Annotated in this window: 14 protein-coding genes; 4 read left to right on the forward strand and 10 right to left on the reverse strand. The window is 48.3% G+C overall.

Going from position 1 to position 19,866, the window contains the following annotated elements; translation table 11 throughout:
- Positions 1-132 precede the first annotated feature (132 nt).
- Positions 133-2,061, reverse strand: coding sequence for a 30S ribosomal protein S1 (gene rpsA / locus GA0116948_RS09690; protein WP_089711520.1), 1,929 nt, complete (start codon positions 2,059-2,061; stop codon positions 133-135).
- Between the two features lie 501 nt (positions 2,062-2,562).
- Between rpsA and GA0116948_RS09695 the strand changes: the two genes are divergently transcribed.
- Together GA0116948_RS09695 and GA0116948_RS09700 are read left to right on the forward strand one after the other, a co-directional pair.
- On the forward strand, positions 2,563-3,480 hold the full coding sequence (locus GA0116948_RS09695; protein WP_089711522.1) for a rhomboid family intramembrane serine protease: 918 nt from the start codon (positions 2,563-2,565) through the stop codon (positions 3,478-3,480).
- Positions 3,481-3,613: 133 nt separating this feature from the next.
- A complete protein-coding gene (locus GA0116948_RS09700) occupies positions 3,614-4,828 on the forward strand; it encodes a 4-hydroxy-3-methylbut-2-enyl diphosphate reductase (RefSeq protein ID WP_089711524.1) in 1,215 nt (404 codons plus the stop codon).
- 215 nt (positions 4,829-5,043) lie between these two features.
- Here the strand turns inward: GA0116948_RS09700 and GA0116948_RS09705 are convergent, their stop codons facing one another.
- The 4 genes from GA0116948_RS09705 to GA0116948_RS09720 form a co-directional block, all read right to left on the reverse strand.
- Entirely contained in the window at positions 5,044-5,811 is a 768-nt protein-coding gene (locus GA0116948_RS09705; RefSeq protein ID WP_089711525.1) for a LytR/AlgR family response regulator transcription factor, read from the reverse strand.
- A gap of 20 nt (positions 5,812-5,831) precedes the next feature.
- Positions 5,832-7,778, reverse strand: coding sequence for a tetratricopeptide repeat-containing sensor histidine kinase (locus tag GA0116948_RS09710; RefSeq protein ID WP_165798422.1), 1,947 nt, complete (start codon positions 7,776-7,778; stop codon positions 5,832-5,834).
- Between the two features lie 647 nt (positions 7,779-8,425).
- A complete protein-coding gene (cmk, locus tag GA0116948_RS09715) occupies positions 8,426-9,115 on the reverse strand; it encodes a (d)CMP kinase (protein ID WP_089711529.1) in 690 nt (229 codons plus the stop codon).
- A 137-nt stretch (positions 9,116-9,252) separates the two neighbouring features.
- Entirely contained in the window at positions 9,253-11,784 is a 2,532-nt protein-coding gene (locus GA0116948_RS09720) for an ATP-dependent Clp protease ATP-binding subunit (RefSeq protein ID WP_089711531.1), read from the reverse strand.
- Positions 11,785-12,001: 217 nt separating this feature from the next.
- On the opposite strand from GA0116948_RS09720, the gene GA0116948_RS21445 reads away from it, so the two are divergent.
- Positions 12,002-12,397 carry a hypothetical protein gene (locus tag GA0116948_RS21445; RefSeq protein WP_089711533.1) on the forward strand — a complete coding sequence of 132 codons (396 nt, stop codon included), beginning with the start codon at positions 12,002-12,004 and terminating at the stop codon, positions 12,395-12,397.
- A gap of 453 nt (positions 12,398-12,850) precedes the next feature.
- Positions 12,851-13,762: a ribonuclease Z gene (locus GA0116948_RS09730; protein ID WP_089711535.1), complete on the forward strand. Its 912-nt coding sequence runs from the start codon at positions 12,851-12,853 to the stop codon at positions 13,760-13,762.
- 1,164 nt (positions 13,763-14,926) lie between these two features.
- Here the strand turns inward: GA0116948_RS09730 and GA0116948_RS09740 are convergent.
- The 5 genes from GA0116948_RS09740 to GA0116948_RS09760 all read right to left on the reverse strand — a co-directional run bounded on the left by GA0116948_RS09740 (position 14,927) and on the right by GA0116948_RS09760 (position 19,865).
- Positions 14,927-15,820 (reverse strand): hypothetical protein, encoded by an 894-nt coding sequence (locus tag GA0116948_RS09740; RefSeq protein WP_089711539.1) that lies wholly within the window; start codon positions 15,818-15,820, stop codon positions 14,927-14,929.
- 229 nt (positions 15,821-16,049) lie between these two features.
- Positions 16,050-16,442: a response regulator gene (locus GA0116948_RS09745; protein WP_165798423.1), complete on the reverse strand. Its 393-nt coding sequence runs from the start codon at positions 16,440-16,442 to the stop codon at positions 16,050-16,052.
- A 156-nt stretch (positions 16,443-16,598) separates the two neighbouring features.
- The gene (locus tag GA0116948_RS09750) at positions 16,599-17,819 is read right to left on the reverse strand and encodes an ABC transporter permease (RefSeq protein WP_089711543.1); all 1,221 of its coding nucleotides are present in this window, start codon (positions 17,817-17,819) and stop codon (positions 16,599-16,601) included.
- Positions 17,820-17,838: 19 nt separating this feature from the next.
- Entirely contained in the window at positions 17,839-18,588 is a 750-nt protein-coding gene (locus GA0116948_RS09755; RefSeq protein ID WP_089711545.1) for an ABC transporter ATP-binding protein, read from the reverse strand.
- Positions 18,585-19,865: an efflux RND transporter periplasmic adaptor subunit gene (locus GA0116948_RS09760; RefSeq protein WP_089711547.1), complete on the reverse strand. Its 1,281-nt coding sequence runs from the start codon at positions 19,863-19,865 to the stop codon at positions 18,585-18,587. The genes GA0116948_RS09755 and GA0116948_RS09760 overlap by 4 nt, the downstream gene beginning before the upstream one ends.
- Between the last annotated feature and the right edge of the window lies 1 nt (position 19,866).

Genomic DNA, 19,866 nt, shown 5'->3' on the forward strand with positions numbered 1-19,866 from the left:
GGATTAAGTGCCTAATTTATAACATTGTTACTAAACCTCAAAAAACAGAAGCAGCAAAATCCTGGAAACAAAAAAGGCCCGGACAAATGCCCGGGCCTTTTCATGTAAACTATTTCAAGAAAGCTATACCGATTACTCAGCAGCGGGTTCAGTACCAGCAGCAGGCTTCTCGTCGCCTTCGTTCTGTTTGAGTTTTTCTCTCAGTTCAGCCAGGGCACCCAGGTCGCCTAAAGTAGTTTTTTCTACTTTGCTCTGGATGGTCTTCACTGCCTTGCGGGTTTTGTCTGCTTCTACACGTTTTTCTTTCTGCACCGCTTCTTTTTCTTCGTGTTTAGCTTGTTCCCAAACCTTGGTGTGAGAAACCAGGATGCGTTTTTCGCTGCGATCGAATTCGATGATCTGGAAAGGTTTCACATCTTCCACGTTGATAGGCTTGTCGTCTTCAGTGCGCAGATGACGGGCGGGAGCGTAAGCTTCCAGGCCATATTGCAACTGAACGGTAGCGCCTTTCTCATCTTTCTTCACCACGGTACCTTCATGGATAGATCCAATCGGGAAGATGGTTTCAAAAGTATTCCATGGATCTTCTTCGATTTGTTTGTGGCCAAGGCTCAATTTGCGGTTGTCCTTGTCAATGCCCAGGATCACGATATCAATCTCGTTGCCCACTTTCGTGTATTCGCTCGGGTGATTGAAACGTTTGATCCAGCTCAGGTCGGAGATATGGATCATACCACCGATGCCGGTCTGCAATTCTACGAATACGCCATAAGGTGTGATGTTCTTCACGATACCTTTGTGACGGCTTTCGAGCGGGAATTTCACTTCGATCGTAGACCATGGGTCTTCGGTCAGTTGCTTGATAGACAAGCTCATTTTGCGTTCTTCCTTGCTCAGGGTTACTACCACTGCTTCATACTCTTCGCCCAATTTGAAGAATTCCTTCGCATTGATCGGGGTAGAAGCCCAGGAGATTTCGGATACGTGTACCAGTCCTTCTACACCAGGCAGAATTTCCAGGAATGCTCCGTAATCTTCGATGTTCACTACTTTACCTTTTACTTTGGCACCTTCAGAAATGGTAGCTGGCAAAGTATCCCACGGATGCGGGGTCAGTTGTTTGTAGCCCAGGCTGATGCGTTTTTTCTCATCATCAAAGTCCAGTACCACCACGTTGATCTTCTGATCCATGGCCAGCACTTCGCTTGGGTGAGAAATACGGCCCCAGCTAATATCAGTAATGTACAACAGGCCGTCCAGACCACCCAGATCGATGAAGGCACCGAAGTCGGTGATATTCTTGATCGTACCTTCCAATACCTGGCCTTTTTCCAGTTTGGAGATGATGTCTACACGTTGTTGTTCGATGTCGCTTTCGATCAGGGCTTTGTGAGATACTACGGCGTTGCGGATGGCTTCATTTACTTTCACCACCTTAAACTCCATGGTTTTACCTACGAACTGATCGTAATCAGTTACCGGTTTCACATCGATCTGAGAACCTGGCAGGAAGGTTTCCATGCCATAAACGTCCACGATCAGGCCGCCTTTAGTTTTGCTGGTAACGGTACCCGTAACCACTTCGCCAGTGCGATACACTTCCACGATGCGCTCCCAGGCACGCTGTTGGCGGGCTTGTTTGCGGCTCAGGTGCAAGTTGCCGTCTCTATCTTCTTTCTCTACTACCAGCACTTCCACTTCGTCGCCGATGTGGATACTACCTTGCAGGTCACGGAATTCGTTGAGGGAAATAAGACCATCAGATTTAAAACCGATGTTGATCACTACGTCGGTCTTTGTTAAACCTACTATCGTACCCGTCAGCAGACCATTCTCCTCGATCACTTTGAAAGTGTTCTCGTAAGTTTTGTCGTACTTGATTTTTTCTTCTTTGGTGTAAGAAGAAACGTTTCTTTTGTCTACGCTCCAGTCAAAATCATCGTGGGCGGTTTCTACAACAGGTTCAGGAGCTTTTGTTGTCGCTGTAGCAGCCGGGGCAATTACTTCCGCAGGCGCCTGTTGTTCAGCGTTTTCATTGTTAGCAATGTTGTTTTCTTCCAAAATATAAACCTTTTGAGAGTTTTAGTGCAGCACGGTTTTGTCCGTACCGGGTTTCAAAAGGACTGCAAAGATACGCCTTTCCGCCGAAATCCCTCCACTTTTTCATCCTCATAACTATTTAATTATCAATATTATACGAAACAATGTAAGATTTAATAGTTTCTGTTGCTCATCGAAACTTTGCTTACGCCCTGATTTTATTTTGTGTTCAATGGATATAGGACCGTTTGCCCATGATGGTCCCGGCGTCATTTACCCGCAGGCCCGGTTAGGCATGGTGTAAAATTTTCCATCTGCCTACCGCGCATTTTTCGTAACTTAAATCTTAGCTGGCAGCCCCAGGAAAAACCGCCCCAGTTTACTTTTTCTGTACAAAGCCGTGTAAATATGGCAGGCAAAAATGGGCTATCCGGCAGGCCACAACCCTGGTGAAAGTTTGGCATTTTTTTAGCCGCTCTCCGCATTAGAATTCAAGTTATTTATGCTAATTTCCCATATAATATGAACGGGACTTCTTTTCAATCTGATATAAAGTATTGGCTTAAGCAAGGCAATGCAGTTAACCACCTGCTTTTTTGGAACATCCTGGTTTTCGTGGTGGTAGGGCTTGTAAATGTACTGGCTTTTTTTAGTGGCAGCTTCGGCATGGTAAGTGTTTTTTTGTCGGATAAACTGGCGCTTCATAGCTTCTATCCCACCCTGCTGCGGCAACCCTGGGGTGTATTTACCTATATGTTTACCCACGAAGGCCTTTTCCACCTCTTTTTTAATATGCTCAATCTTTACTGGTTTGGTAATTTGTTCCGCTCTTTCCTTGGCAATCAGCGGGTGCTGCCGGTATACATCCTCGGCAGCTTGGCGGGGGCGCTGGCGTTTGTACTGGCATTTAATTACCTGCCCACCCTGCAGCCATTCGTAGCCCATGCTACCCTGATCGGGGCTTCCGCATCGGTTATGTGTTTGCTGGTATCCTGTGCTACCCTTACCCCCAATTACGAGATCGGGTTGTTGTTCATTGGCTCCATCCGCTTGAAATGGCTGGCGCTGGCTATCGTGGTGCTGGACCTGATCACCATTCCTTACGCCAATCCTGGCGGCATGTTTGCCCATCTGGGAGGAGCCCTGCTGGGATTCAGTTATATTAAGTTATTACAGGGTGGCCGGGACATGGCCGCTCCCTTGGTATATCTTTTTGATAAACTGGGCAACCGCCCCCGCATTACCCTAAAACCTAAAGTGCAGCAGCACCGCAAAGCCGGCAATTTTAAGCCGAAGAAATCACCGCTGCGCGTGATAAAAAAAGAGGAAAACCCACAGCGTCACCTGGATGAACTGCTGGACAAGATCAATGAGCGGGGCTACCATAGCCTTAGTTCCGATGAAAAAGCCTTCCTTGAAAAATTTAGTAAAGAAAACTAAACTTTATGCATAAGTGGAACAATGCCCTTAGCCAGGAGCCTTCTTCCAATCAAAAAGGCGCCCCATCACGGAGCGCCTTTTTGCTAAATGTGCAATAAGTGATTTCGTATCTTGCAGGCCGATAGTTTGTAACATGAAAACATTTGAAGTTCCTGTCATATACCGCAGCCCGCTCATCAGCGCTATTAAAAACAAGCGCAAGGAGCAGGACCGCATGAAAAAAGATTTTACGCCCACGGTGCTGGACCTGGGTGCCGTACGCATTTTGCTGGCCCGTCACTTCGGCTTCTGTTACGGGGTGGAAAACGCTATTGAAATCGCCTTCCGCACCATTGAAGAAAACCCGGACAAACGCATTTTCCTGCTCAGTGAAATGATCCACAACCCGCATGTAAATAACGACTTGCTAAGCCGTGGTGTACAATTTCTCATGGACACTTCCGGCCGCCAGCTCATTCCCTGGGAGCAACTGAAAGCAGCCGATGTGGTGATTATCCCCGCCTTTGGCACCACCCTGGAGATAGAAGCAAAACTAACATCCCTGGGCATAATACCCCTGCAATACAATACCACCTGTCCTTTCGTGGAAAGAGTTTGGAACAAGGCCGGGCAGATAGGCCAGAAAGATTATACCGTGATCGTGCATGGCAAGCCAGGCCACGAAGAAACCCGCGCCACCTTCTCCCACAGCCAGGCAGGCACACCTACGGTGGTGGTGAAAGACATTAGCGAAGCCCGGTTGCTGGCCGATTTCATCACCGGAACCCAGCCCGCCTCCCTGTTTTACGAACGGTTTAAAGGGCAGTATTCCACCGGTTTCGATGTTGTGCAGCACCTGCAGCGAGTAGGCGTGGTAAACCAAACTACCATGCTGGCCACCGAAACTCAGGCCATTGCCGATTACATCCGTGATGTGATGCAGCAACACTACCAGCTTACGCCGGCCACCATTCATGAACGTTTTGCAGATACCCGCGATACGCTTTGCTACGCCACCAATGATAACCAGAGCGCCGTAACCGGCATGCTGCAGCAACCGGCCGATCTGGCCATCGTAGTAGGCGGATACAATAGTTCCAACACCTCCCACCTTGTGGAATTGTGCGAAGCACGTTTACCTACTTACTTTATTTCTTCTGAGGAAAAGATACTCTCTCGTGCAGCGATCCTGCACTATGATTTTCATCATAAGCAAGAATTGCAATCCAATACTTTTTTGCCGGAGCAAGGCCCGGTCAGTATCCTGCTCACCAGCGGGGCCTCCTGCCCCGACGCGTTGGTAGAAGGCGTAATCCGTAAGATTGCGCGGTTTTATAACGCGGAGGAAAAACTGGAAGCGGCGATTTAAGTAAAGGGGGCTGATTTGCTGCTAACAAAAAAGACACCCGGAGGTGCCTTTCTTCTTTGGGGGTAGTTTGCACGTATGCAGTGAAAAAATTTTATATATGCAGTGTTACATAGATTCGCGTTTCAAAAGTATACTTTGATTCAGGGTAGTACAACCATTAATTCGTAACTGGCGGATTATTTAACGTAACTGGTTGGTAATTGCGGATATCCGGCCTAAAAATGCATTGCTTTCTTCAAAAATTCTGCCTTTCTGCGCCGCGACACTTCTACCTGTGTTCCATCGCTCATCAGGGCAAAACCGCCCTCTCCTTGTATGTAAGACTGCATTTGCTGCAAGTTTATGAGATGGCTGTTGTGTATCCTGAAGAAATTTATATCCGTCAGCAGCTCTTCGAACTCCTTGAGTGGCTTAGACACCATCAGGTGTTTCTTATCGGTAAAAAAGATTTTAGTATAATTGCCCGTTGACTCGCAGCGCACGATATTCTGCACCGGCATAAATACCAACCCATTGATGGTGGGCAGGGCTATTTTTTTATGGTTTTGTTGCAGTGTCTTCATGTTTTGCAAAAATACCTCCAGCGGTGAGTCGTTGGTTTCCCGGGGCGCGCCACTGTTACGTTTTTCGCGGAACTTTTCAAGGGCATCCTGCAGTTCCTTGATGCTGAAAGGTTTCAGCAGGTAATCAAGGGCATTGAATTTAATGGCTTTGAGGGCGTACTGCTCATAAGCGGTGGTAAAAATTACGTCGAAATTGATTTTATCAAAGAGTTTTAACAGCTCAAACCCGTTTTGGTGAGGCATTTCCACGTCCAGGAATACCAGGTCAGGCTGCATTTCTTCTACCAGGTTGCGGGCCTCTTTTACACTACGGGCCCCTGCCAGTACGGTTACGCCAGGACATTTTTTTTGCAGCATGGTTTGCAGTGCTTCAATGCAATGCTGCTCGTCATCTACGATAATGGCTTTAATTTCGCTCATAGTGGAGTAGAATAATAGTTTTAAAAAATAAACTCCACGGGTAGCACTACCACAACCTCAGTGCCGGTGGGGTTTCCCTGGTTATCTGCCAGGTCGTTGATCTTTACATTGGCATCTTTAGAGTTATTCATCTTGCGGATCAATTCTATCCGGCCCATGGTCACTTTCATGCCCATGGAATGATGTGTTTTACCTTTCCGTTCCTTTATTTCCATGGCCAATTTACGGCCTATACCATTGTCGGTTACCTTGCAGGTCATCAGCCTATTCTCTACTTTGATGTCTATGTCTAACCGGCCTTTTTCGGGGCGGTGTACCAGGCCGTGCCAGATGGCGTTTTCCACGTATGGCTGGATGATCATGGGTGGAATAAGCACCTCTTCCCCATTTAGCTGGTCGGCCACATTAATGTGATATTCAAAAGCGTTGTTGCAGCGCAGCGATTCCAGGTCCAGGTAAAGCTGCAATGATTCCAGTTCTTTATTCAGCGATATAAAAGTATGCTGGGTATTATCCAGTATCATGCGCATAAGGCGGGAAAACTTGGTCAGGTAATCGGAAGCCTCTTCCTGGTTATTGCTCCAAATATACCGATGAATGGAACTAAGGGAGTTAAATATAAAGTGGGGGTTCATCTGTGCACGCAAGGAACGCAGTTCTAATTGCAAGGTACGGCGATTCACCTTCAGGTTGCGGTGGCGGATGTAAAAGAAACCGCCTACAATCAGCGCTATGGTAAAGATCACCAGTGAAAATACCACGATCACGTTACGTTTCCGTTTTAGTTCACTCACCTGTTTATCATGTTCCAGGGATTTAATCTGGCTGTCTTTCCGGTCTACTGCATAAATCGTATGCATCTGGGCCAGGGCGGTGGCCGATTTATCAGCGATCAGGCTATCTTTGTAAGTAAGAGAGTGATTCATGGCTTCCAGCGATTTTTCAAAATCGCGGCTGCTTTTGTATTCCCCGGCCAGGGCCTGGTAAGCATCTATCAGCATGGCCTTAAAACCCCACTGGCGGCTGATGTCTACGGATTGTTGCATATTGGTGAGGGCTTCTTCGTGTTTGCCCTGCTTGGCCAGCAACTTGCCGATGCTCAGGTAACTTTCGGCGATGTGTATTTTATCGTCTACATGGTCATTCACCGTCAGGGCTTTTTGCAAATAATCCATGGCTGTGGCATAGTCTTTTTTGTCCTGGTAGGCCGATCCAAGGGCATTGTAGCAAATGGCGATGCCGATGTTATTTTTCATCCCCTGGTTTACCGCCAGGGAGCGTTTAAAGTAATCGATGGCCAGGTCGGTCTTTTTCAAAGCCTGGTAGGCGTAGCCCAGGTTACCCAGGTTAATGGCGATGCCCAACGGGTTGTTGGCCGCTTCTTCCAGGTGCAGGGAGCGATTAAATTGGGCAATGGCGTCTTCGTTCTTACCATCAGTTAGCTCAATGTTCCCAATACTGTTGGTAGCCACACAAATGTTGCGGGTATCATTTATTTTCTCTGCCACCTGTAAGGCGCGGTAATGAAAGTCGAATGCTTTTTCGAGATTGTCCAGGCGGCGGTAGTCTACGCCAATGCTGTTCAGGGAACTGGCAATGAGGTGATCGTCATGGGTTTCTTCTGCATATTTCATGGCCTTTTCGTGGTAGTCGGCAGCCAGGATGTATTGGGAGCGGTTTCTTTTGTCGGTACCAATTTCGTTATAGGCATCGGCCAGGCCACGGTTATAACGCAACTGTTGCGACAAGGCGATGGCTTCCTGCCAGCAAATATTATCCGTTTTTTTATTATCGAAATAAGCAGCCCATTTGCGGCCTAAGGAGAGTAAGGCACGCACACGATTGGTATCGGCAGCCATCTTGTGGACGGAATCAATACTGTGCATAACGGTAGCTTCATCCTGGGCGATAACCGTTAGAGAAACGAGGAATAGCAGCCCGAACCATAATAAGAACTTAGCGGACATGAAATGGTGTATAGTGCGCTCACAAGTTAAATTTTTTATTGATACGCACCTACCCTTTCCGAGTGCAACATAGTGTGGCATGGCTTTTTTTATGGTGGCCGTTGGAGGCAGTATCTGGACAGAACGGTTTTAAAAAAGCGAAAGGGCGAAAGAATTCGCCCCTTCTTCCTATTAACCGAATACACCTACTGAAAACATGGAGCGGGCGCAGTGGCCCTACTCCACATTAAACTTTCAACTACGTATGCAGCATACTGCTGTAGCTTGTTCTTTTATAAAGTGTCAAATTCTAATACGGTTAATAGCAAAGGGTCTTTTGTTGGATATAGTAGTCAGGATACGGCTTCAAATCAGGTGAAGTTATCTTGAACGATACTTGTAAATTTCATACGTCACAGGGCCATTGTAACACTATATCACGGATTACGTAACAAATTATAAGACCAATGCTTAAGCTTGTGAATTAGGTACGGGTGCTACAACATTCCGGGAACGAGCTATTTCAGGCATCATTATATTTACCGGCGGTAGTACGGGTAAGTTTTTTCGAGAGGATGTGGGAAAACTATTAAGGTTATACTCACCATCGCGTGGGCGGGTGACATGACAAATGTAAAAACTCTTTTTAACAATTACGAAAATAAATTTCAGGAAGATTGCAGGAGTAAGATATCTTCTACCCACTGCATGGCTAGCACTAATTGCTCGTCCATGGTTAAGTTACTGTTATCCAACACGATAGCGTCCTCAGCTTTACGCAGGGGGCTTATGGCGCGGTTAGTATCAATATAATCCCGGCGCTCCAGATTTTCTTTTACTTCCTGGATGGTGATCAGGGGGTTGTTAGCAAATAGCTCCCTGAAGCGGCGTTCTACACGGATGGCGGTATCTGCTGTCATGAAGATCTTGAGCTCCGCCAGGGGAAATACAGTGGTGCCAATGTCGCGCCCATCCATGATAATGCCTTTGTGAATGCCCATTTTTTGCTGCTGGGCCACGGCAAAGCTGCGCACCGCGCCAATGGCGGCTACATCGCTCACTTTGTCTGCCACCAGCATTTCGCGGATTTGGTGCTCTACATTTTCTCCGTTGAGATGTATTTCAGAAAAGCCGGTTTGATCATTGGGCAAGAATTCCAATTCTATATTAGACAGGGCAGCGGCAACTGCTTCCGGCTGTTCCCACTGCACCCCATTGTATATGAAATACAGGGTTATGGCACGGTACATGGCACCGCTATCGATATACACATAATTCAACTGGCGGGCTAGTTGGCGGGCCAGGGTACTCTTTCCACAGGAAGAGTAACCATCTATCGTAATTACAATTTTTTTCATCAGCAGCTACAAAAGTAGGAAAAAATTATAGTGGGTACAAGGCAGGTGGGAGATGCAGGAAGGGCCGGGTTAAAAAAAATGGCTGCCTCCATTTTTAGCGGGAGCAGCCATTTGCAGGATTATTTTTTATTTGAAAATTATGCTTCTGATTTCTCTGATTTACTCTTAGAAGGATTCTTCAGCGTAAAGATCAATTTCTGATTTTCTTTATCCAGGTCGGCGATCAGAATATCTCCATTGTGAATATTCATGTTAAGGATCTCTTCGGCCAAGGGATCTTCCAGGTATTTCTGGATAGCCCGGTGCAGCGGCCTTGCGCCAAACTGCTGGTCGTATCCTTTTTCTGCGAGGAAGCCTTTGGCCTCTTCGGTCAGCTCCAGGCTGAAACCCAGGTTGATCAAGCGTTTCAACACACTCTGCATCGTAATATCGATGATGGTGTAGATATGCTCTTTAGACAAGGAATTGAAGATGATCACATCGTCAATTCTATTCAGGAACTCTGGGGAGAAGGTGCGTTTCAGCGCTTTCTCGATCACCGCCTTGGTATTTTCTTCCTCGTTGGCAATCCGGTTGGTCGTAGAGAACCCTACGCCGGCACCGAAGTCTTTCAACTGGCGGGCACCAATGTTGGAAGTCATGATGATGAGGGTATTCTTAAAGTCCACCTTACGGCCCAGGCCATCGGTTAGGATACCATCGTCCAGTACCTGCAACAGCAGGTTATAGATGTCCGGGTGGGCTTTTTCGATTTCATCCAGCAGGATCACGGAGTAAGGTTTGCGGCGCACTTTTTCGGTGAGCTGACCGCCTTCTTCGTAACCTACATATCCCGGAGGGGCACCGATCAGGCGGCTTACGGAGAATTTCTCCATGTATTCGCTCATGTCTATGCGGATCAACGCATCTTCGGAGTCGAACATATAGCGGGCCAGTGATTTGGCCAATTCCGTTTTACCCACACCGGTAGGTCCGAGGAAGATGAAGGTACCGATTGGTTTCTTCGGATCTTTCAGGCCCACGCGGTTACGCTGTATAGCCTTGGTTACTTTCAGGATAGCCTCGTCCTGGCCTACTACTGCACCTTTCAGGTCTTCACCCATGCGACGCAGCTTGTCGGTTTCTGCCTGCACCATCCGTTTCACCGGGATGCCGGTCATCATGCTGACTACCTCGGCAATGGCCTCTTCGTCTATCGGGTAGCGTTTGTGTTTTACTTCTTCTTCCCAATTGGCTTTGGCCTTCTCGAGATCTTCGCCCAGTTTCTTTTCGGTATCGCGGAGGGCGGCAGCTTCTTCAAAGCGCTGGCTCTTCACTACCTTATTTTTTTCCTGCTTGATGTCTTCGATCTGTTTTTCCAGGTCGAGGATAGTCTGCGGCACGTTAATGTTCTTCAAGTGCACGCGGGCGCCTACTTCATCCAGCACGTCTATGGCTTTATCGGGCAGCAGGCGGTCCGTCATGTAACGGTCGCTCAGCTTCACGCAGGCGTCGATGGCTTCCTGATTATAGCTTACGTTATGGTATTCTTCATAACGCGGCTTGATGTTGTTGAGGATCTGTATGGTTTCTTCCACGGTAGGCGGATCTACCATTACTTTCTGGAAGCGACGGTCCAGGGCGCCATCTTTTTCGATGTACATGCGGTACTCGTCGAGGGTGGAAGCGCCAATGCACTGGAGTTCCCCACGGGCCAGGGCTGGTTTAAAGATATTGGAAGCGTCTAGCGAGCCGGAAGCGCCACCTGCACCCACAATCGTGTGAATCTCATCAATAAAGAGGATCACGTCGCGGTTCTTTTCCAGTTCGTTCATGATGGCTTTCATCCTTTCTTCAAACTGTCCGCGGTACTTGGTACCGGCCACCAGGGCGGCCAGATCCAGGCTTACCACCCTTTTGTCGAACAGCACACGGCTTACCTTGCGCTGCACAATGCGGAGGGCCAGGCCTTCCACGATGGCGGTTTTACCTACACCGGGTTCCCCGATCAGGATAGGGTTATTCTTTTTACGGCGGGAAAGTATCTGCGATACGCGTTCTATTTCCTGCTCACGGCCTACGATGGGATCGAGGCTGCCGCTTTCGGCGAGTTTGGTGATGTCGCGGCCAAAGTTATCCAGTACCGGTGTTTTAGATTTGGTATTGGCTTGTTTGGCTTTGGAGGAATAGCTTTTGCGTTCGTCTTCAAATTCTTCCTCTCCGGGATCGTCAAATTCTGCTTTCGGCTCGGATGATTTCACGAAGCCCAGTTCATTTTTAAAAGTATCGTAGTCCACGTCGAACTGTTGTAAGATCTGTGTGCAAACGTTTTCTTTATTTTTGAGTATGGAAAGCATCAGGTGTTCTGTTTCCACGGTAGGGCTTTTGAGGGCCTTTGCTTCCAGAACAGTAACACGGATGACCTTTTCTGCCTGCTTGGTGAGTGGTAAACTATTGATGTTCGCAATGTTCTTGCCTGTCTTATCTTTCACAGCCAGTTCTACTTCTTTGCGAAGTTCATATAAGTCTACATTCAGCGCTTGCAAAATTTTGACAGCCGTCCCCTCTCCTTCCCGGATGACACCCAGCAGGAGGTGCTCGGTACCGATGAAATCATTTCCTAAGCGTAAAGCCTCCTCCCTGCTGAACGAAATGATCTCCTTTACTTGCGGTGAAAAATTCTGGTCCATTGTAGCAATTATTAAATTATGAATTCCCTTACAGGGGCTGGTTAATACAATATTAGCGAATAAATTTGATTTACTTTACCATTAAACATTACACATAAGCTATACTTTTGTGCCCTTGGTAACCGGGGTAATTGGTCGTTCAAAGAAAGGGTGAGACATACAATCTTTTTGCGGCAAATTAAGACGGGAAGCTTTAAAAAAAACAACCAATTGATTCATGAAGTTCAAAATTGATACCAAAGAAAAACTGGTGATCTTTAGGCCGGAAATGGCTGTAATGGATGCTAATATGGCAGCCTGCCTGCTCGAAATCACCATTTCCGATCCCATTTATGTTGACCAAAACCTGCTGCTGGACTTATCCTCAGTAACATCGGCCACGCCGGAAGGGGTAAAAGCCATTTTAGCAGTTTACCAGCATGCTTACGACCAAGGGCATTCTAGCTGCCTGACTGGTGTAGCCCCTGCTATTGCCTCCCAACTGGAAGCTGCCTATCCTGGTTTCCTGAATATTACGCCCACCCTTTCAGAAGCTGTCGACATCATTATGATGGAAGAGCTGGAAAGGGAACTAAGCCTGGAAGATGATGACAACGCATCATCTAAAGAATAAGTAAGCTATTCGGTTTGCCTGTTTTGAGTATTACAATGGGTGAATGAAAATGTACAGGCAGTTATGCGTTTCAGACCGGTCTTTCCCCGGATGGTTTTCATAGCATAGCGGCGTTAAACTAATTTACGATTCCTTACTGAACTTTTATTAACACGTACAGGTGAAACTGTATTATTAACACGGAATTAGGGAAAAAAATACATTGCGAACTGTACTGTATCAAGTAATCTACCGCCACATTAATTTTGTGGCCTGCTTTATCAAAATGGCCACCATACAGCCTTTCAGGCTGATTAATTATTCGCATCACCGTGCTTATTTTCTCTACTACTATCTTTCGGAATAGTGCAAAATGAGTGGATAATTTGTTTTATTTTCTTTTGAAATCACTCAATTTGGCCTGCATAACTGCCTGTTCCATCGCACCTTCTACAATTTTTATTACATTGCCTTATGTTCGCTGTTACGATTTTAGGAAATAATTCTGCGCTACCTACTTTAGACAGGCATCCTACAGCCCAAGTGATTACCTGCAATGACCAATTGATGCTGGTAGACTGCGGAGAAGGTACCCAATTACAAATGGCCCGGTACAAAGTTCGTCGTAGCCGTATTCAACGTATCTTCATCAGCCATCTCCACGGCGATCATTATTTTGGTCTGATTGGATTTATTAATACCATCAGCCTGCTGGGCCGCACCGAACCCCTTTTTTTATATGGTCCACCAGCATTGCAAGCCATTCTTCAAATACAAATGGATGTGGCAAACACTACGCTCAATTTTGAATTGCATTTTACCCCTCTCACCCCGGAAGGTGCCGGCATCCTCTTCCGCGAAAAGGATCTAGAGGTGAGTTATTTTCCTACCGATCACCGCATTCCCTGCTATGGTTTCCGCTTCGATTTTGTAAAACACAAACGCCGAATTAATGCCGAACAGGCACGCCTGTACGAAGTACCGTCTGCTTATTATAGCAAACTCTCGGAAGGACTAGACTATACCCGCAAAGATGGCACGGTAGTGCAAAATGATTGGGTGACAACTGCCCCCCCCAAAGGCAAAAGCTATGTATTCTGCGCCGATACCCGCTATAACGAGGAGCTGCTGCTGCCACACATTAGCGGTGCCGACCTTGTTTACCATGAAGCTACTTACCTGCACGACATGGAAACCCGGGCCTGGGAACGATACCACAGTACTGCATTCCAGGCCGCTACCCTCGCGGCGCACGGAAAGGTGGGTCGTTTATTGTTGGGGCATTTTTCTTCGAAATATGCAGAGGTAGAGGTGTTCCTGACAGAGAGCAGGCCTGTGTTTCCGCAAACAGATATTGCGCGGGAAGGGGTTACTTATTTGGTGTAATTACGCTTGGTTGTTTTGTTGGGGCTTCGCATTTTTTATTGTTGCGTTTTGGGAATTTGGTTGCGTTTTTCGGCGTGCGCCGGGAGGCGCATTCCGCTGCCGCGGGGGCCTTCTTTTTTGCTGGTGCAAAAAAGAAGCAAATGAGCGTAAGCGAATTCATAAGGCCCCGTAAAAAAATAAAAATGACCCGAATAAAAAAGCACCTGGCGGCTGCGGGAAATGGCTAAAATTTACTCCGTTGCGCTACGGCAAACGAAGCTTACTATTTAGCGGCGGGATTTCTATTTTGCGATGGTGCGCTTGGGCTTTTGTACTACCCTCGCCCCGTTTGCCGCTTTACGCTCCACTGCGTAAATTTCTTGACGCCATTTTCCTAAAGCCGCTAAATGCTTTGCATACTATCTGCTATAATCTTGCTAACTGGAAAGTCTTCGTATACCATCCGCTTCATTCCTACAAGGCCATCAAACCCGCGCTGGTAGCTCCGCTGCATTTGGTCCCCATTTGAAGGGGGCTGGGGGATGAGCTTCGCGTGTATCATCTATCATCTTTTGTGGCAATCCGGCTTGCGCCGGGAGGGGCATTCCGATGCCGCGGGGGCCTTCTTTTTTGCTGGTGCAAAAAAGAAGCAAAAAAGCACCTGGCGGCTGCGGAAAATGGCTAAAATTTACTGCGCTTCGCTACGGCAAACGAAGCTTACTATTTAGCGGCGATATTTCTATTGGGCGAATGTGCGCTTGGGCTTTTGTACTACCCTCGGCCCGTTTGCCGCTTTACGCTCCACTGCGTAAATTTCTTGACGCCATTTTCCTAAAGCCGCTAAATGCTTTGCATACTATCTGCTATAATCTTGCTAACTGGAAAGTCTTCGCAGTCCATCCGCCTTCATTTTCTAAAATTGTAAAGTCTTCGCATACCATCTCTTCCATCATTTGAAGCGATCAAATCCGCCATGGGATTTCAGCGAATTTATGTTGATGCGGGATAGAAGCAAGATGGAAGTAGATGGTATGCAAAGCATTTAGCGGCCTTAGAAAAATGGCGTCAAAAAAGAAGGCCCACCGCGGCAGCGGCGCCCCTCCCGGCGCAAGCCGGAAACCAGTAACCACAAAAAAGGCCGCCCCAATAAAATGCGGCGGCTTTTTTAGTGGCTGTAAAAAGCAATTATTTTTTATACTGCAAATCCGGAAAGTCCTTGCGGGCGGCGGCCAGTTCACGGGTCAGGTCGTCGTTCCAACCGAAGGCTTGGGCAGCCAGGGGTTGGAGGTCCTGGCCGGCAGCGCCACTCCAGAAGTGAACAAATTCACCCATGTTCATGTCGCGGCTATATTGCTGGCCATTTTTAGGAAAATAGCGGGCTTGCAACAGGAAGTATTGTTGCAATACTTGGGTGCCCCCATACTGGTCGTAAATCGGGAAAAACCAATCCTTAAACCAGTGAGTGCCGGCACGGGGGCGGTTGTCGGTACCCTTCATCATCATGTTGTACCAACGGGTGGCGTCGGCAGTGCGGCCCAGGCCTTTGTATACGTCGTAGATGTAGATCTCCATCCATTTGCTATCGCCCCAAATATGAAAAGCCGGGGAGTTATGAATGCCATGGGTGGCGCCTTCCACGATGTGCCCTACTTCATGGGTACACATGTCTAAATCATTGCCAGCGCCGGTGGTCCACGCGTTGGGCGCGGTGTAACCTACGTCGATGGTATTGTGGTAGTCATGGCTGGCATCGAAGTAGGTGCTAGGATGGCCACCGCTATAGGTTGTGGCGTGAAAGATGCAGTATAACTGCGGATCTTTGCCAAAATTGCCATAAGTCTTTTTGGTGTAGGCCCATACCTGGCTCATATAATCGAAGGGCCAGGTTACATTGGGCATACCGCTGTCAAAATACACCTTTACTTCTTCGTTTTGAAACTTAAGCTGGAGGTCTTCTTTGTGTTCGAACCAGTGTTCTTTCCAATGGCCGGTGGATGCCTGGGCTGGCTGGGTTTGCGCTTGTACGCGGAGGGCCAGTAACGACACCGGCACACCCAGTAGCAGCAACATTTTCTTCATGGCGGATTGCTTTAAATGATTGGTAAAATTTCACTACCAAAATAGCGCAAGGATAATGGAGGTACGGGAGGGTTACACTATCTGCGTAAAAACGGGATTAGTGGTTGCGGGTACATGCCAGTGGTAAAATCGATTTAGCAAAAGGCCTTGGCGAGAAGGAAGATAAGTGACTTACCATTAAAAGCAGTTACGGGGAAGCAGTTGTCCGCCTTTAAAAATGGGGAAGGCATTACATCAACCGGTGTAACGTTTGCCTTAATACTTCGGGCAAAATCGGTTTAGTGAGAACCTCACTGGCACCAGCGTCCAGCAGTTCCTGCTTTTCATTGCCCCATACATTGGCGGTGACCATCACCACCGGCACTTTATTGAGATGGGTTTGTTTGCGGAGGCGTTGCAACACTTCGCTGCCATCCATTTCGGGCAGGTGCATATCCAGGAGGATCAGGCCGGGATCAATGGCGGCGGCCATATTCAGTCCTTCCAATGCGGTAGAGGCCATACAAGCATCGAGACCGATGATCTTCAGAACACGGGTCAGCAACATTTGCTCCAGTGGATTATCTTCTATGCAGAGAATTTTTTTACCGCTCGCTAATACGGGATCATAATTGTTACTCATGGGCAATAGGATCGTTGGATGTGTTAGGATCTCCAGGATTATCGTAGGCGTTATCTTCTTTAAAATACCTGACAATAGGACTTTCAAGGCACAATATACATAAAAAATCATATTTATCTATTGTCGCGAAATAGCGATTCTTAGGCCGGTGCAATTTTATTCGTAGCGCAATGCCTCTATAGGATCCAGGCGGGAGGCCTTCTGCGCAGGGTAATAGCCGAAAAATACGCCGGTAATGGCGCATACCAGGAAAGATAAAATGATGGATGATTCGGAGATCAGGGTAGGCCAGCTCAGTAATACATTGATCAGTACAGAAACGGTTACGCCCAGCAAAATACCGATCAATCCACCGGTAACGCTGATCACAATGGCTTCTATCAGGAATTGCAGTAAAATATCGATGCCCCTGGCCCCGATAGACATGCGCAGCCCAATTTCTTTGGTACGTTCCGTAACACTCACGTACATGATATTCATAATGCCAATGCCGCCAATGACCAAAGAAATGCCGGCAATAGCGGTGAGCAGTACGGTGAGTAACTGGCTGGTGGAACTGAGGGTGCTGATTAACTCGGCCATGGTGCGCACGGAAAAATCATTTTCATCTGCTGCTTTTAGCCGGTGGGTAGTCCGCAATATGTCGTTGATCTCGGTGGTGGCGGCATCGCTAGTTTCTTCGCTGGTGGAAGAGGCTACAATGTTCTGAAAATAAATGGTGGCCAGGATACGCTTTTGCACAGTGGTATAGGGTGCCACGATAATATCGTCCTGGTCTTGCCCGAAAGCACTTTCGCCTTTGGCCACCAGCACGCCGATAACGGTGAAGGGAATCCGGTTAAAGCGGATCACTTTGCCAATGGGATCTTCGCCGTTGGGAAACAGGTTGCTGACCACCGTTTGCCCCAGTACGCATACCTTGGCAGCTGCCTTCACATCGTTGTCGGAAAAAAGGATGCCGTCTTTGAGCACCAGCTTGCGGATGTCGAAATATTCGGGGGCTACGCCCTGCATGCTGGTAGGCCAGTTCAGGGCACCGTTAATAGACTGCCCTTTCGTGCTAGACACGGGTGAAATGGCGCTCAGGTATTCGGCCTTTCTTTGCAGGGCATTGATATCGTCTATGGTCAGGGTTTGCAAGCTGGAGGCGTCTATACGCGCCCCACCGGTAAGGTTACTGGCCGGCAGGATGGTGATCATGTTAGAACCCATGTTAGACAACTGGTCGTGAATGCTCTGTTTAGACCCCTGCCCGATGGCCACCATGGCTATTACTGCCGCCACACCGATGATGATGCCGAGCATGGTAAGGAAGGCCCGCAGCTTGTTGCGTTGCAGGGCTATAAGGGCTATGCGGAACAGGTTTAAGACATTCATTGCGGGCAAAAATTAAAGATTAATAATCCTCCGCCACCGGCAGTGCCGCCAGGGCTTCCTTCGCATTGCGCACGTTTTCATTTTTGGCATCTTTCACCACTCTCCCATCTTTCAGCATGATCGTGCGGCTGCTGAAGGCGGCGATGTCTGGCTCATGGGTCACGAATACGATGGTTTTGCCCTGCGTTTGGTTTAGTTCCTGCATGAGCGCCATGATTTCGTAAGAGGTGCGGGTATCCAGGTTGCCGGTGGCTTCGTCGGCCAGTATCATTACCGGCTCGTTTACCAGGGCGCGGGCAATGGCCACACGCTGCTGCTGCCCGCCGGAAAGCTGGTTGGGCAGGTGATCCAGGCGATCGCCCAATTTTACTGCTTCCAGGGCTTTTATGGCCTTCTCGCGACGGTCGTGGTGTTTGATGTCGGGATTATACAGCAAGGGTAGTTCTACATTTTCCAGGGCTGTGGTACGTGCCAGTAAATTATAGGCTTGAAATACGAACCCTATTTTACGGTTGCGCAGCAGCGCCAGTTCATTGCGTGATTGTTGACCCACGTTTACGCCATCCAGCAGGTAGGAGCCACTGGTGGGCTTATCCAGGCAACCCAGGGTGTTGAGCAGGGTGGTTTTGCCAGAGCCGCTGCTGCCCATGATGGTCACGAATTCGCCGGCAAATACATCGAAGGTAACGCCCTTCAACGCCCGTACAATTTCGGTGCCCATGTGAAATTCGCGTTTCAGTTCATGCAGTTCTAAAATCTTTTTGCTCATCGTGGCCGGCCTCCCCCGCCTCTGCGTGCAGGCATAAAGGGACTCTTGGCTGCGGGAACAGCAGCGCCTTTCGCCTGCGGGATCTGTATCCCGTCTACGACTACATCACCGGTGGATAAGCCCTTTAATACCTGCACCCGGGTATCGTCGTTTAGCCCCGTGCGTATTCTTTTTTCGGTGAGTGTTTTATCGTGTAATACCCATACGTAGGCCGTTTCGGAGGCCTGCAAGATGGTGGTGTCTTTATGTTTGGTGCCGGCTGTATCGCTGAGGGCGGGCGGGCGCATTTTGTGGGCAATATCGCCATGGTGACGCTTGGCGGCGGTATCTGCCGGCAAGATGGTGTATTCTTTTGCGAGCGATTCGTCTGGTGTGAATTTGAGGGCTTTCACGGAAATGAGTAAGGCATTTTCCACCTCTTTGGTATAGATGGTCACATTGGCCGTCATACCGGGTTTCAGCTTCTGGTCGTTGTTGGTAGCGTTGATGATGGTGGTATAAGTTACCACGTTGGAACTTACTGTAGGTTTCAGCCGGATTTCCTGCACACCTCCGGTGAACACATCCTCCAGGTAAGCATCCACCGTAAAGGTAACCCGCTGGTCTTTTTGTACCTCGCCAATATCGGCTTCGTCTACATTGGCCTGCACCTGCATTTTAGAAATGTCTTTGGCGATGATGAAGAGAGTGGGTGTATTGAAACTGGCCGCCACGGTTTGTCCCACGCTGATGTTGCGCGACAGTACCACGCCATCTATGGGGGAGTAAATGGTGGCAAAAGATAGGTTCTTTACTGCGGATTGCAACTGGGCCCGCACGCTTTCCACGCTGGCCTTTGCAGCGTTGATGGCATAGGTAGCGTTGTCGTAATCCGCACGGCTGATGGCGCCCAGCTTGTACAACTGTTCCTGGCGGGCGTAATTACTTTGCTGGTACACCACGTTGCTCTGAGCATTGGCCAGGTTGGCCCGGTACTGATCTACCTGTGCCTGGAACAACGACTTATCCAGTTCTGCCAATATCTGACCCTGCTTCACGGTGGAGTTGAAGTCGGCATAAATTTTTGCTGCGGTGCCGGATACCTGGGTACCTACGGCCACCGTATCCACGGGCTGTACGGTGCCGGTGGCGGTTACGCTGGTGGCGATGTAACCCGTGGTGGGCTGTTCGGTATCCAATACCACGGGCTGGGCCTTCTTGCGGAAGAAGAACACCCACACCAGCAGCAGCGCCACGATGATACTTACAATGATGATGACACGCCGGTATTTTTTCATA

Source organism: Chitinophaga costaii (genome assembly GCF_900094705.1).
Taxonomy (GTDB): domain Bacteria; phylum Bacteroidota; class Bacteroidia; order Chitinophagales; family Chitinophagaceae; genus Chitinophaga; species Chitinophaga costaii.